Raw genomic sequence first — 15738 nt, 5'->3', positions numbered from 1 at the left:
CTTCTGCGATTAGCGAGTTTTATAAAGTATTTTTCTGGTGAAACCCGGTTTCTTTCTCCGATCACCTTTGTTTCTTCTGCGATTAGCGAGTTTTATAAAGTATTTTTCTGGTGAAACCCGGTTTCTTTCTCCGATCACCTTTGTTTCTTCTGCGATTAGCGAGTTTTATAAAGTATTTTTCTGGTGAAACCCGGTTTCTTTCCGTAACTGTCAACTGTCAACTGTTGAAATTTACAGACTTAAGCGCTATCAATCCCTGAATATCCTTGATTTTTTCCCAATACTCCACTGTTAATTTTTGGACTATTTCTGTTGCGACTTGGCTAATGTACGATGTTTTTTTGACGCAGCCATAATTTCTGCTTGCCAGAGACACAATGAGTAAACATCGTGGAAATCGACGCATCACCTTTGTTTCTGAACCTCGGGTTTTGGGTAATTGTCAAGAGTAGACTGAGGCATGAATCCAATTACCAATTACCAATTACCAATGTCAATGATTTGATTAGCTTTGGCTAGTTGCAATCCCCATTCGGTTCCTTGCCAAGCAACAACGGGAAAACTGGCAATATTGCCCATCAAATAGCCTACTAATTCGCGGTAAACATTTATATAAAAACGCAAGTTGCTAGTTAGAAACAAGCGCGTTGCTAATTGCAAGCTTGCTAATCTTGGATTTTTACCAATCGATCCATTAGCCATTAGCCATTAGCCGCTCTTCGTGAGATAACTAGCAACTTGAGTTAAAAGCTAAGGATTGCTGGGAATTATAATGCTATAATTGCAGCTATTATAAAATGGCGGCAAATTAATGCTAGCTCTGAAGCGTGAAATAGCATTAAAAAGCACGGGCTACGCAGTCTGGAGGAATTAGGCAATGAGCGAACGAGTACCAGCGCAAAAGAAAAACTCAGCGACGCCATCCCAAAATACTCAATCAAGTTCGCCCCTAATTCAAAAACGCCCTTTCACCGATGAGCTATATGAACCAGTTGCAAGAGATTCCACAATATCGATCCAAGGGCAAGCTCAACAGCCAAAAATCGCCCGTTCAAGCTTAAATTGGCGCAATATTTCTATAGAAGCACCTTCTCGTAGTGGTGGTGATGCTATAGGAGGTGCTATTCAACGCGCTGAGTCGGAAGAAAAACAAGACATCGATTTGAAACCGGAAGCACCAGGAATCGGGGGTCAGGTTAGAGGAGCAACAGAAGCAAAAAGCCCAGAAGAATTCAGCAATTCCACAATATCGAACCCAGGGGCAGCGCAACAGCCAAAAATCGCCCGTTCAAGCTTAGATTGGCGCAATATTTCTATAGAAGCACCTTCTCGTAGTGGTGGCTCAGGTTTCCCAGGTGCAATTCAACGCGCTGAGTCGGAAGAAAAACAAGACATCGATTTGAAACCGGAAGCACCAGGAATCGGGGGTCAGGTTTCCAAAGCAACAGAAGAAAAAAGCCCAGAGGAAGTCAGCAATTCCACAATATCGAACCCAGGGGCAGCGCAACAGCCAAAAATCGCCCGTTCAAGGTTAGATTGGCGCAATATTTCTGTAGAAGCACCTTCTAGAGGGGGATCTTCCAGTACTTATCCAGGAGATGTGAAGCAAGGGGAAGAATCAACCCAATCTCTGCAAATGCAGTCACCAGGGGCAATTCAGGCTAAGTGTAGTGACTGTCAGGGTGAAGATGAAGAAAAGCAAAATAATGAGTCAATTCAAACCAAACTAACCGTTGGCGCACCGGGGGACAAATACGAACAAGAAGCTGACAGTATGGCGGCGAAAGTCATGACCATGCCAGACTCAGCCATAAAGCAGCCAATTCAACGCCAGACAGACTCCCAAACAGAAGCAGTCCAAAGGCAACCAGAGGTAAATTCCATCACTCCACTGGTACAACGCTCCTGGGGGGAGGAAGAAGAAGTCCAGATGAAGTCAGGGGTGGAACGAGCATCTGATGGTAGTACCCAGGCGAGTTCCAGCATCGAAAGCCGCCTCGCCAGTTCCAAAGGGGGCGGTAGCGCTTTACCCGATGATGTACGTAGTTTCATGGAGCCGCGCTTTGGGGCAGATTTTAGCGACGTCAGAGTGCATAAGGACTCGAATGCGTTGCAGATGAATAAGGAGTTAGGGGCGCAGGCGTTTGCTCATGGTAGCGATATTTACTATGGGGCGGGTAAGTCTCCAGGTAAGGATGAGTTGACGGCGCATGAATTGACCCACACAATTCAGCAGACGGGTGGAGTTCAGGATCAAACTGAAAAGAAATCAACCGAAAAGGAAGAGAATGCCAAAGGGGATATTGCCAGCAAGGATGTAGCAGTTATCGATGAAGGCAGCAAGCAGGAAAAAGCTCGCTCGGATGCTGGTGGTGAAGCGATTTTTGATGCAAAAAAGGCTGTTGCAGGAGTAACAAAGGAGGGGGAAGCAAGAAAAGAGAACGCTGGAGAAAAGAATTCAGATCGGCAACAAGGCGATGCCAAAGAGAAGGCTGCTAAACCTGAAGCCAAGGCAGAAAAGGCAGTAGCTCCTAAAGAGGGTGATACCCAGAAAGCTACTGATAAAACTAAAGCCTTGGCAGAAAAGACAGCTACTCAAAAAGAAGGTGCTGCTAAAGCCCAAAGCAATGTAGCTCAAAATGCAGTAGCAAAAATTGTGGCTCAAAAGGAAAAGGTTGCTGGTGAGAAAACTGAAGCAGCAACAGTTGTAGAAAAAAATCATGCCGAGATTGACAAGGCAGCGTCTGAATCGCAGAAATTGGTCAATACTGGGCAAAACTTTGCCCCAGTGCCAATGAAACCGATGTTCGCCACTACTGAAGAAGGTGCGAGCGCGCTTGGACCGGAAGAGGTTTTGGGCAAAGCTAAAAATGGTCTTGTTCTGTATCAGACAGATCAACCAGAAAAGTCGTTAGCCGCAACTAATGCTGGTATCCCCGTTCGTCAAATTCCAGAAGACAAAGCGGCTATGACTAGGGAGCAGCAGCGCCTCCAAGCTGAAGCGGCTATCTCTCAATTCATGGCTTCTGGTTCCCAGCAGACGGCGAAGATAGCGGCTTTAAGAACAAGGATCGATCCTCCCATCCGGGCGGCAGCTGACCAAGCTAGGGCTGCTGTGGATGCAGCAATCGTTCAGAATCAGAGTGCCATCATTAACGGCATCGCCTTCGCGCGTACTCAGGCACAGACTCAAGCTCAAGCGGCAAAAAGTCAGATTAGGGGGCAGCACAGTGCGACAAGTGCAGCTATCCGGGCATCGACGGTGGCAGCGCGTCAGCGCCTACAAGCAGAATACCAAAGTAGCCTTGCACAGCTTGCCCAGACTGAGCTAAGCATGGCTGCCCGTATTGCCGAACCCTTTAACAAAGCTGCTCAAGACTTCCGCGCTGCTGGCGTCAGGGTAGGTCAGGAAGCCATCCAAGTTGGCGAAACTAAGAAGGGTGAATACGCCAAACAATCCCCTCCAGAACCAAGTAATGTCGTCACACAGTTTCTGGAAAGCTTTGATAGAGAGAACTATGTAAATAACTGGCGACAAGCCAAAATTAATGCGGCGGGCGAATTCGCCGCTCATTACCGCGATGGATTGATTCAAAACGCCGAGCAGAAGGCAACTGAGCTGTTAGGAAACCAGCCACAAGTTCTGCAAGGAATGCAGGAGCTAGTGACTACGACCCGTAGTTCTTTAGCAAGCAAGCATACTGCTGCCCTACAACAACTCGACCAAGCGGAGCAGCAAGCGCTAGAGATGGCGAGTACGACCTTGGAAGCTCAACTTCAGGGGATTGACCAAAATCTCGATAGCACGCTGGCATCTCTTTCGCAAATGCAGGCAACGCAGTTGAGCCAACTCAATCAGACGGGTCAACAGCAGAAACTGGGCATCGACGGGAATGTAAAACAAGCCACTGCCGCGCTCAACCAAGGAGTTAACCAGGCTAGCACGAACCTGCAAGGCGCATTCCAACAATTTGGCGAGCAAGCAAGGGGCGTCAAAACTCCCAACATACAGGTTATCAACTCGGTAATTGCTGAGGCGCAAGGTCAGCTAGATGGCATGATAGCGGCTACGCAGACCGAAATTGAAACTGGCATCACTAATGCAGGGCAGGGAATTGTCCAACAAAGTCAGCAGACAATACAGAGTCTGAACGCTCTCGGTCAGCAGGCAGCATCCCAAGGCGCGACGGTGGCGCAAGCATGTTCTACCAATATGGAACAGGCAGTTGGGAACGCCACTATAGCCTTTTCTCAGTTGCAGAACGGTCATACCACTGGGGTGAATGCCAGTGCTGATAAGGCAGCTGCTGAATTTAAGCAGATGAGTGCAGATGTCGGGCAGAAACTCGATGGTGTAATTCAAAACCTGAATGGGAAGTTGGGTGAAAGTAGCGGACAGCTAGAAAATGGTCTGAGAGGTTCCCTAAGCGAACTGCGGTCACAAATTGATACGAAAGCGAACGAGGCAGCCGACAAGGTTCAGCCCGCTTGGAAGGGGATTGTCAAAATTATCATAGACGTTGTTGTCACAGTTGCAGTGACAGTGGCGATCGCTGCCCTTGCTGCCTCTGGTGTGGGATTAGTGGCAGCGATTGGTTTGGCGGCACTAATCGGGGCAGCGGGTGCTTTGGTGAAACAGGGAGCAAATGACCTAATTGATGGCAAGATGTCTTCCTGGCAAACCTACGCGACGCAAGCTGGATTTGGTGCTGCTGGTGGTGTGCTGCAACTTGTAGGACTGCGGGGAGCCGAAAAAGCGTCTGGTTTATTGACAAATAAATTAGCTCAGAATGCAGCTAGGGTCGGAATTGAATCTTTGGGCGAGACAGGTGCTGATATTAGCCAAAGACTGGCAGCTGGGGAGAAATTCTCCCTGGCGATGTTGGGCGTCAGCGCTGGCACTTCACTCCTGGGCAACGCTGGCGGTGAAGCCCTCAATAGTGCGTTTGGCAAGCTTGGAAAGAGGCTTGGAATCGATCAAATTGATAACAAAGCGCTCAAAGCTGGTGGTGAATTTGCTACAGACACCTTTAGCGAGACGGTTACCGATGTCACCAGTCAGGTTGTCTTCGAGGGCGAGGACTTGTCTTGGCAAACGGTTGCTCAAAGCGCTGGTACATCAGCCTTGGGTAATGTTACCGCTAGAGGGGCAAATCGGGCTTACGGCGATCGCTTGAGAAATCTGGGAAGGGGCGATCGCACCTCCACTGATGTACCCAATCTCAACCAACCTCTACCTCCGGTAGGTGACATTTCTACACCGACACCAATAATTGACCCGAATACGAATCAACCTGTTGGACAAACACCTGTATCGACACCAATAATTGACCCGAATACGAATCAACCTGTTGGACAAACACCGCTACCGACACCAATAATTGACCCGAATACGAATCAACCTGTTGGACAAACACCTGTATCGACACCAATAATTGACCCGAATACGAATCAACCTGTTGGACAAACACCGCTACCGACACAAATCATTGACCCGAATACGAATCAACCTGTTGGACAAACACCTGTATCGACACCAATAATTGACCCGAATACGAATCAACCTGTTGGACAAACACCTGTATCGACACCAATAATTGACCCGAATACGAATCAACCTGTTGGACAAACACCTGTATCGACACCCACAAAGGATGAGGGATTAACGCAGACACCATCGGGTCAAATCAAGGATAGATCCCTGAATCTGGACCTACAGCAAACTTTAACAGCGGCGCTACCCCGTGACCTACAGGATAAGGTTCCCATCAACGTCGATCCCGATTTACCGAGCAATACAGTCCGCGTCCATTATGAGGTAGATGCCAATGGACTGGTTACCGACGTTCATATGCGAGTGGGACCAAATGCAAGTGCAGTGGATATCCAGTTGCACGCCCAAACAGTCCGGTTGATGCAGAATTACTCAGGTTTCTCCGGACGGATACGCATTCTCAAAGAGCGGATTGGGAACTGGATTAGTAAGAATGGTACACCGCCAGTTGGTTCGCGAGCTTGGGAAGCCAAACTGGAAGTTGAAAAATTGCCTCGGATTATTGACGAGCGCTTGGAACGACTTTCTAAAGGTGACTTAGATGCTGATGCTCAGGCAAATCTCCGCGCCGACATCGAGAACTTGCAACAGCAGTTAACGCAGCACCAGCAAACCCTGGATGAGATGGATGTAAATCCCGGTGTCGGGTTTGTTGCAGCTGACGGCAATCAAGATGTTAAGAAGACAGAACAAAACCAAGATTCTCAACCGAAAAAGAATCAAGAAGAACTATTAGAACAACTCAATGCTGCACTGAATCTACGCTTGAGTCAAAAACAAATAGAGTATTTGAATGGAAATGGTGAAGGGAATCCTTTAACAACAACCCAGCTCAAGAAATTGATGGAGCATACGCAAAATGATTGGAAACAAGTCAAAGAAAACTACCTGAAGTATCCAAAATTGATGGAGCAGCTTGTAGACTACCGCCAAGCAGAAGTTCAAAAACTGATTAACGAAGTAAAAGCTGAATTAAAAGAAGATATAGATGTCGTTTTTCAGGACAAGCAAGGCGGAGGCTCAATCCGACAAATCGCAGCAGGTAGCACCGATCTGACTTCGGATTACGACATCGTTTTCTACAGTAAAAATAAAGCCAAAGCCATTCAGGCTGTCACGCTATTTAATGAAAAATTCAGAAATAAATTTGAGAGAGAGGCGGGTTTTGTATTCGACACCAATGTCTACACACCGGGATTCCTTCCCGATGCAGCTTATAGCCCAACAGCAGCAAGACTATCTAAACTTCAAGACCTACAGAGAAACTTGAATGAAAGAGATAAAAACAATCAGAAACTGAAGGAAATAGAACAAGCACTGCAAAATTTGGATAAGCAAGAGAATGCTCAGTCAAGCCAAACGAAGAGAACGGAACTAGAAACAGAAATTACGAAACTTCAAGCCAAGATTGATAGCCTGAATGAGAAAGTAACAAAGTTACAAACTGAAGTAACTAGATTGACCAGAAATCTCAAACAGAAGCCTCAAAATCTAGATTCACCTGAGGTAGTAAAGCAAGAAATAGAGCGATTCAGTGCAGAACTAGATAAACAGTATCAATCTGAGAAGAAACGTAACGCCGCCGCCGATTCAGAAACGGATGCTGTAGTTGTAGCGGATCAAGATGTCATGTCTTTAGCGCAGCAGCGGCGCAACATGAACGAGGGGGAATGGAACCGATTCCAAGAGGAAACCTTAGCAGGAATAGAACCTGATTCGGAACTGCAAAAACAGACAGGCGATCGCTTCCAAAAGGCGAATGAAGTTTACACGCGTACAAGAGCTGAACTTGATGCTGAAATTATTGCTCAAAATAAACGGAAAGACCCAGAACATGCCGATCCAGCTAAACGAAAAGTTAATCTTGAAGATGATGTAGAAGCAATTAAGGCTCAAAATCCCAACGCAGAAATCGAAGCAAGTAACCTACTCTATACCAAGCGGTTGGAAGAGGTTAAAACGATCTTGGAGCAACTCGAACCCCTGCGGGATAAGCGGCGTAATGAACCGTTAACAGAGCAAGAGAATGAACGCCTCAACCGATTAACAGTTGAATGGAATAAGAAACAAAGCGAAGCACTAATTTTTGCTAATCAAGCTTATTACACAGGCGGTGCTGCTCAACACGTTGTCGGCAATCAACAGATGAGTTTAGGTCGGAAACTGACACCAGAAGAGTACTTAAATTCATTTAACGAACAAGTCAGCTATGCACTGGAACATATCACAGACCAAGAAGGTTTAGGTCATGCACTCTGGACGAGCGGTAAATATTTAGATCGAGCAACGGATGCTGTCGATCAGCTTACACAACTCGAAAAACTTTTAGACAGTTCTCCTATCAATATCGATCAGGGAACTAAGGCTCGCGTGAAAGGACTGCGCGAGATGGCTCAAGAGATGCTCAACATTAAGAAAGGCAAAGAACAGTATGCCGATCTTACTCCCGATCAGAAAGGAGACAAAGCCATAGAAGTGGCTCAAAAGTATCAAACCAAGTATGGATTTGATTTGCAAGATATTAATGGGATGCGGCAAGAACTGATTGGCTTAAGTATTCAAATAAATCAGCAAGTTCGCCGTCAAGGCGAGAGTTATAAAGCCAAAAACTCCTTGGATCCAGAAGGTGGTAATCAGCAAAACTCCACTCGCACTTCAGCGGTTAATCCGTCCGAACGTCAGAGCGATCGTACAGATGAATCCAAAGCAGAACCGAGTATTTCTAACCAAAAGACGAGTGAGGGACAGGAGAAAACAGAAGAGAACGACAACCAAGAAATTGCACCTCAAAATCACCCAGGAGTTGAACTTCACAATCACTTCACGGGAATCTTAAAACCGGCAAAAATTATAGAATTGACACGCAAACAACCAAGCGAGATTTTGACAGACTTATGGAACAATTCATCAGGTAACACTAAAACTGTTATGGGAGAAGTGTTGAAAAAGAATGGCATTTTAGCAGCAGATGCAGAGTCATTAAACTTGAGCAAATTAAAAGTTGTAGAAGTCACAGTTCTAGAGCTTCTGACTGCTACAACAATTCCCTTCGATGAAACCTATAGAATTAGAGGTAGTGTTCTACTCTCAACCACTCCGGAACAACAAGTTAGAGCCACATTAGAACAACTCAAAGCGGATGGCATCAAGTATGCAGAATTACAGGGAGGATTACCGCGCGGAATCAACCCCGATCAATTTAAAGATCTGCTTAAAGAATATGGATTAGAAGTACGATTTCTAGAAATAATTAGTTCTGAACGATTGGCAAGTCAACACCAAATCAAGGAAAAAGACTTAATTGCGAAACCTGAAAGAAAAGCTTTACAGCAAGTTGGTAACGGTCAAACAATTGGTATAGACATTGCTGGAGCAGAAAGTCGATTCACTCCAGAAGGGATGAAACGCTTTAAGAAACTCTATGAAGACCTCAAGCAAAAGGCAATAGAACAAAATTCAACATTTGTATTGCGACCTCATGTAGGAGAAGGCTATCCAAAGAGATCCAATACAGGCCAACTCGAAAATAGTGACGAACATCGTACAATTGCTCAGGAGAATTTGCAACAACTGATTAATACCTTAGAAGAATTAAAAGCGAACAATCAATTATCCGATCGAGTCATTGTTCGTTTGGGTCACGCTACTCATGCTACCCCCGAACAACTCACAAGAATTCAACAACTAGGCATTATAGTTGAAGCCAATCTCACCAGCAATCTAGTGACTAGAACTGTTGCCGATTCGGTTGAACAAAATCAGGTACTCTTGAAGTTCTTGTTCCACGATGTTAAAACCGTCCTTAATACAGATGCGGGTGGAGTTATGAGTACCTCTCTACAAAGAGAGTACGAACTTGCTCAGACAATCATGAGTAGATTTAATAACAATGAAATTCCTGTCGTCGTTGATAACATTCATTATTACTTCAGTGAAATTCCTGATGAAGGGGATAGAGAACCTGGGGTTGAATACAGAATTTTAACCGACGAAAAGCGGAAAAATTTTGATTTAGATCGTCTCAGAAAAGAAGCTGAAGGCTATTCTCAAAAAATGCAATCTAACCCCAATAATCAAAGCCTAAGCAGCGAAGAGTGAACCAGATAGAATATTTATCAAGAGAGGAACGATATATCTATGGAAATGTGGCTTCTGCATCTTGCAGCACTGGAAGAACATGAGCGATGGGTTAGGGGAGAACGCCAAGGTTCCGGATGTCTTGTGCTAGAAAATGAAGACTTAAAAAATGCCGTTTTGCCCGGGTTTAACCTGGTAGCTGCCCGATTTGTAGGATGTGATTTTAGCAAGGCAAACATCAGGGGTGGTAATTTGACGAGCATTCAGTTGATAAATTGTATCTGGGACGGCGCAATGTTAGAAATGGCAACTCTCGATAAAGCGGTTATTGAGAATTGTCGATTTGCCGGAGCGTATCTTAATGTAGGACATTTTATCGAAGCACAAATCCGGGGAGGAGATTGGAGTAAAATTGATCTCCATAGGTCAACTTGGACAAATGCTCAAATACGGGATGTCTGTTTTAAAAATGCGCGTTTTCAGGGGGCAAAACTCCACAATACTCATTTAATAGGTTGTGACTTGAGGGGGGCAAATATTGCTGCTATGACTCCCTATAATGCAGTTTTTGAGTGCTGTGATTTTCGCAACTGCAATCTCACCTATCTCAAACTTAAGAACACCGTATTTAACAAGTGTGGATTTTACGGTTGCACCGGGACTCCGACTTTGGAGGGAGAGTGTGAAGCTCACGAACCTGACTTATCTGAGAACTTTGATGGTAGTAGAATCGTTGATACTGAAAAACTCTTCCAGCTTTGGGGTTTGCGTTAAGAGTGCTTAACTATAACAGGACTGACGCAAGGGCGTTGCCAGAAACCCGGTTTTTTCGTCAATCTCTAGTTCCCTTTCCCAATGATTTTTCCTATCACCTTAGTTTCTTTGCGTAAGTCATATATAAAACGAATCTCAGTAGAAGTTGAATTTTAAGGAATTATTAGAAAATGACTGTAGGACAGATTATTCATAGCCTCAAGGCACACACCGATTTCCTCTATTGCCTTGCCATCAGTCCTAATGGCAAAACATTAGCTAGTGCTAGTAAGGATAAGACTATCAAAGTTTGGAATCTCCAAAATGGTGAGGAAATTTCCACCTTAAACGGTCACACCGAGGCGGTTTTTCATATTGCTTTCAGTCCCGATGGAGAGACTCTAGTGAGTGGCAGTGAAGACAAGACTATTAGAGTGTGGAACCTCCAAAGCGAGCGGGCAATTCAGACAATGGCGGGGCATACTAATTGGGTGACATCCTTAGCAATTACTCCAGATGGACAGATTTTAGCTAGTAGCAGTTTTGATAAAACGATCAAGCTATGGAACTTGCAAACTGGAGGAGAAATCTGCACCCTTAGTGACCATTCATACCCTGTAAGTTCTGTTGCTATTAGCCCAGATGGGGAGAATTTAGTTAGTGGTAGTAAAGATAAGACTATTAAAGTCTGGAACTTGCCCAGTGCTAAGTTAATCAGCACGCTCAAGGGTCACTCAAAAGAGGTAGAATCAGTTGCTATTAGTTCAGATGGACAAACTATTGTTAGTGGTAGTTTAGATGAAACAATCAAACTCTGGAATCTCCACAGAACCCAGGAAATCCGCACCCATAATTGCGGATACTTGGGGGGTGTTCATTGCATTAGCTTCAGTCCAGATAGGCAAACTTTCGCTAGTGGTCATAAAGACGGAACGATTCGCTTTTGGAACCTGAATACGGGTGAAGAATTGTTCAGGCTCAGGGGACATTCGGTAAACGGTGTTAACTCTCTTGTTTTTAGTCCAGATGGTAAAATATTGGCAAGTTGTGCATTCTGGGACAAAACAATCCAGATTTGGGGATTGGGATAATATCCTCTATAATAGCTGACAATCTTGAACATAAAATCATTATGTACGATTAGTAACAAAAATGGGATATTTTATTATGGCAAACCCAGAACATCTCGCTCGTTTGAAACAAGGAGTTACTGCCTGGAATGAGTGGAGAAAACAAAATCCTGAAATCCTTGTGAATCTTTACCAAGCAGACCTCAGTTATGCACAGTTAAGTGGGGCAAACCTGAGTCATGCTAATCTCACTGAAGCTAATCTCACCTCAGCTAACCTCAGTCAAGCTAATCTTAATAGAACAAGTCTCAGAAGAGCTATCTTGAGAGGAGCTAACCTCGATCAAGTTAACCTTGAAGCAGCAAACTTAGAAGACGTTAACCTCAGGGGATTAAACCTTCGTGGAATCAATTTTCATATGGCATTCCTGGAAAGGGTAAACCTTGATAGCGCTAATTTGTGCGATGCAAACCTCACCAGTGCTAACCTGAAAGGGGCTAACCTGAAAAGGGCTAACTTCAAAGGAGCAACTTTGTGGAGAGCGACTCTATGTGAGGCAAACTTGGAAGGAGTTAACCTTGAAGGGATCTCCTTGGAAGAGGCGAACTTGAGTCGAGCTAACCTGAGTCGAGCTAATCTGAGTGAAGTTAACCTTGAATTTGCCTACCTTGGAGAGGTTAACTTGAGTTATGCCAATTTGAGTAGAGCTAATCTGGAAGACGCTAATCTCGAAGGAGCTAATCTGGAAGGGGTTTTATTTAGCAAGACAAATCTCAACGGAGCGAACTTAAATGGAGTTACCCTTGAAGGGGTTTTTGATATCAGCCCGATGGAATAAATTTTTTTGATTTATGACTACTACATCGACTTCAACTAACTCAGATAGTCTGTTTCTAACCTTTTTATCCCCAGCGCCATTTTATTCAAATCCGGTACGTTCTTTTTTGCAATATCTGCAAAAGAGCGCTCGCCCGCTCAATTTTCCCAAAAACCTCTACACCGCTTCCGAATCTCTTGTAGAGGACTACCAACCCCTAACTCCCTTATTGCAACTCCCAGACGGCACTCAGCACCCAGTGGCGATCGCAATCACCCCCCCACAGAACAACTCATCGATGTTGACGCTGGATTTTGGCGGTGCTGATGTCGCCAAATATTTAGTAGGCGAACAAGGGGATGATGCCAGCATTGCTTGGCTAACAGATATTCTAAGTACGGGAGGGCGCATGATCAGAGCTGACTGTGCCTTCGTCTCTTTTGAAACCCAACCCAACCAAACCTCTAAAGTAAGAATAGAACAAGGTAGGTTAAATTTAGAAAAACTACCGCTGATACTGTGGACTACAGCAGCTCTGTCCTCAGATTTATCTGCTATTGCTGAAGCAGCATGGAAAGCAGAACAACAATGGGATGGTGCTTGGTTACTCATTCCCCATACACTGCCTGAAAAAAGTCGCGGCGAAACTCAACATTCCCTCTGGATTGATACAACTCAAACCCGTTACTTTCTAATTCCCACTCACCAAAAAATTACCAGCGGAGATTTTATTCTCCACACCCTTGACGGCGAGGAAAGGACAGTTAATCCTACTTCTCTCACCTCGTTTGAAATTACAGAAGCAGAAGCAAACGCCTACCTGCAAAACGAAATCGCTCAGGTAATGGAGCAGGCGAAAAATGCTCTTTCTGACTTGATAACGTCGTCAGTAGAACAAGGCAGATTTGATTCAACTTCCACCCCATCTTCTGAGAAGTTTCTCTCCAACCTTATGGTTGCTCTGATGGGCGTTACTCCACAGGAGGTACAAAACAATCCCGCAACCGCCCAAGCTGGGTTACAAAACTTCCTCAGCCAACTCAAAGCCATAATTCACGGTTCTCTTTCAGAAGACTCCGCCCAACTCGAAGCAGCACGCGGACGCACCCGCTCCCTACAAGTAACCCTAAAAGCTTATAGCATCGATCTAGGGGAGGCATTAGAAAAATTTCCCGATCGACTGCATCAATTGCAGCGCTTCTCAAAGCAAACCCCTGACCTGCAACAAACAACAGCTAAACTACGAGAATTGGCAGACAAAATTGACTTTTCCTCCGTCAATAAAGGGCAGAGTCTGGGTGAGGTTATAGCGGCTTTTGTCCAAACTTATCAGAAACTTTTTGGCAAAGAAGATGAAGCCAAAGCAGAAGAAAGGCGGCAGCGAGAGTATAGAGAAATGGCAGACAAGGCGATCGCGCGCTCGCTGAGCGACTTTAAATTGCCATCTTTCGATTTTCAGGATTTGCTACCTAAAACCAACTCGAAGCCACAACAAGAGCAAAAATAGCGGTTTCCTGGTACGTTGCTTTGGTGATGTATTTAGGAGTTAAGCTGCTACGCACCTAATTTGAGAGTCAAATTTTCTCTTCTTCTTGTGGGGTGGGCATCTTGCCCGCCTCTTTATTGGATTTAAATGCGTAGTAGCTTAGGAATGACGCGGTGTCACCCCCTCAGAGTCATTCCTATATATGGGTGATTAACCGGACATGATATAATATCGTTGACCGTGGCATCGCAATTACGACCTATAGGGGCAATTAGCAATTAGCAATTAGCAATTAGCAACAAAGCTAATCATTCCGATGCCACCGGATTTGATATAATTCCTGCCCATAACAGCGGTTGCCGCTGTATGTTAAGCAAAGTTAGGAGCGGGATTTGCTGGCTAGATTAATCCGATCGCTCAGCTGGCGCAGGGTATTCGCCATATTAGAATCGGTCTTTTGCAGCTGGGAAATTTTATCGCAACTGTACATCACCGTGGTATGGTCCTTGCCGCCAAACTCCTCGCCAATTCTCGGCAAACTCAAATCCGTATGTTGGCGCATTAAATACATCCCGATTTGGCGTGCCATACTAATTTCCCGTCGTCGCGAGTTACCCTTTAAATCTTCAATCGACACCTCAAACGCATCCGCCACCACCATGATCACCGCATCCGGCGTCGCCGGGACTTTTTCCGTTGGCGGGTTTAAAACCGGGGCGATATTCTCTACCGTCATCGGTAACCCGGAAATCGAAATATACGCCACAGCGCGAATTAAAGCACCCTCCAGTTCCCGAATATTCGAGGTGTAATTCGTCGCGATATATTCAATTACATCGCGAGATAAGCGCATATTTTCATACTCTGCCTTCTTTTGTAAAATCGCCATCCGCGTTTCCAAATCCGGCGGTTGAATATCAGCAATCAACCCCATCGAAAACCGGGAACAAAGGCGGTCTTGCAATCGGGAAATCTGCTTCGGCGGTCGATCTGCCGCCAAAACCACTTGTTTTCCGGCTTCGTGCAGCGTATTGAACGTGTGGAAAAACTCTTCTTGAGTATATTCTGTCCCTTCAATAAATTGGATATCGTCCACCAACAATACATCGGCGGCGCGATAATGGGCGCGGAAGCTTTGCATACTATCTTTGCGAATCGCCGCAATCAAATCATTGGTAAATTGCTCGGTGGAAACGTAAAAAATTTTGGCATCCGAACTAATATCGAGGCGATAGTGACCGATAGCTTGCATCAGGTGGGTTTTCCCCAAACCAACACCCCCGCAGAGAAACAGGGGATTAAACTCGCGCCCTGGAGATTCGGCGACAGCTAAAGCAGCAGCGTGCGCCATGCGATTGTTAGACCCGACCACAAACCGCGAGAACACATGCTTGGGATTTAACGTCGTCGGTCTGGGTCGCTGACCGGAAGTAGCTTCTGGAGGATTGGGATTGACTGGTAAAGGCCAAGAAATTTCCATATCGCTGGTAATATCTTCATCCCCTTGGACAACGCTAATGTAAATTTCCACCGACTGACCCAAAATATCTTGCACTACCTCTGCGATGGTTTTGATGTAGTACTTCTGTAGCCAACTGCGAGCAAATGGGTTGGGCGTGCGAATCACCAGACAGTTATTTTCCAGTTGTTCGGCAGTAGCGGTTTTGATCCAAGTTTCAAAGGTAGGGCGGCTCAACTGTAGCTGCAAACGCTCCAGAACCTGGCTCCATAAATTTTTGAGGGAGTCTTCCACAGGTTTTCCTCCGCCCCTATCCGGCAATAAATACTGTATGAATCAGCTTAGCAAGTCTGGTCAGCACCATCGAAAGGGTTTTGACTTACCATTAAAGGCAAGCCGTGTCAATTCCCATTGGTTGAGGACTTACCCAAGGGCGTTCCTAGAAACCCGGTTTCTTTGCGTCAGGGTGGATGGGATTCGCTTTTGTACCATTGCTTGCTAATCCCCCTGGTCCCTCCAGGA

Annotated in this window: 7 protein-coding genes; 5 read left to right on the top strand and 2 right to left on the bottom strand. The window is 45.3% G+C overall.

Annotated features, from left to right (window positions below):
• Positions 1–477 precede the first annotated feature (477 nt).
• Positions 478–702 (bottom strand): hypothetical protein, encoded by a 225-nt coding sequence (locus ACE1CM_RS22130; protein ID WP_374880418.1) that lies wholly within the window; start codon positions 700–702, stop codon positions 478–480.
• 175 nt (positions 703–877) lie between these two features.
• On the opposite strand from ACE1CM_RS22130, the gene ACE1CM_RS22125 reads away from it, so the two are divergent.
• The 5 genes from ACE1CM_RS22125 to ACE1CM_RS22105 all read left to right on the top strand — a co-directional run bounded on the left by ACE1CM_RS22125 (position 878) and on the right by ACE1CM_RS22105 (position 13778).
• Positions 878–9652, top strand: coding sequence for a DUF4157 domain-containing protein (locus ACE1CM_RS22125; RefSeq protein ID WP_374880416.1), 8775 nt, complete (start codon positions 878–880; stop codon positions 9650–9652).
• A 39-nt stretch (positions 9653–9691) separates the two neighbouring features.
• Positions 9692–10405 (top strand): pentapeptide repeat-containing protein, encoded by a 714-nt coding sequence (locus tag ACE1CM_RS22120; protein WP_374880414.1) that lies wholly within the window; start codon positions 9692–9694, stop codon positions 10403–10405.
• 170 nt (positions 10406–10575) lie between these two features.
• Positions 10576–11475 carry a WD40 repeat domain-containing protein gene (locus ACE1CM_RS22115; protein ID WP_374880412.1) on the top strand — a complete coding sequence of 300 codons (900 nt, stop codon included), beginning with the start codon at positions 10576–10578 and terminating at the stop codon, positions 11473–11475.
• A 61-nt stretch (positions 11476–11536) separates the two neighbouring features.
• On the top strand, positions 11537–12292 hold the full coding sequence (locus ACE1CM_RS22110) for a pentapeptide repeat-containing protein (protein ID WP_374880410.1): 756 nt from the start codon (positions 11537–11539) through the stop codon (positions 12290–12292).
• Between the two features lie 13 nt (positions 12293–12305).
• On the top strand, positions 12306–13778 hold the full coding sequence (locus ACE1CM_RS22105; RefSeq protein ID WP_374880409.1) for a hypothetical protein: 1473 nt from the start codon (positions 12306–12308) through the stop codon (positions 13776–13778).
• Between the two features lie 358 nt (positions 13779–14136).
• Here the strand turns inward: ACE1CM_RS22105 and dnaA are convergent, their stop codons facing one another.
• Positions 14137–15510, bottom strand: coding sequence for a chromosomal replication initiator protein DnaA (gene dnaA, locus ACE1CM_RS22100; RefSeq protein WP_374880408.1), 1374 nt, complete (start codon positions 15508–15510; stop codon positions 14137–14139).
• Positions 15511–15738: the final 228 nt, after the last annotated feature.

This window comes from Microseira sp. BLCC-F43 (genome assembly GCF_041929235.1).
Taxonomy (GTDB): domain Bacteria; phylum Cyanobacteriota; class Cyanobacteriia; order Cyanobacteriales; family Aerosakkonemataceae; genus Microseira.
This window is presented reverse-complemented; position numbering and strand designations above follow the sequence as displayed.

Coding starts and splice junctions, on each gene's coding strand:
- ACE1CM_RS22130 (WP_374880418.1), bottom strand. CDS start 702: ATGGCTAATGGATCGATTGGTAAAAATCCAAGATTAGCAAGCTTGCAA.
- ACE1CM_RS22125 (WP_374880416.1), top strand. CDS start 878: ATGAGCGAACGAGTACCAGCGCAAAAGAAAAACTCAGCGACGCCATCC.
- ACE1CM_RS22120 (WP_374880414.1), top strand. CDS start 9,692: ATGGAAATGTGGCTTCTGCATCTTGCAGCACTGGAAGAACATGAGCGA.
- ACE1CM_RS22115 (WP_374880412.1), top strand. CDS start 10,576: ATGACTGTAGGACAGATTATTCATAGCCTCAAGGCACACACCGATTTC.
- ACE1CM_RS22110 (WP_374880410.1), top strand. CDS start 11,537: ATGGGATATTTTATTATGGCAAACCCAGAACATCTCGCTCGTTTGAAA.
- ACE1CM_RS22105 (WP_374880409.1), top strand. CDS start 12,306: ATGACTACTACATCGACTTCAACTAACTCAGATAGTCTGTTTCTAACC.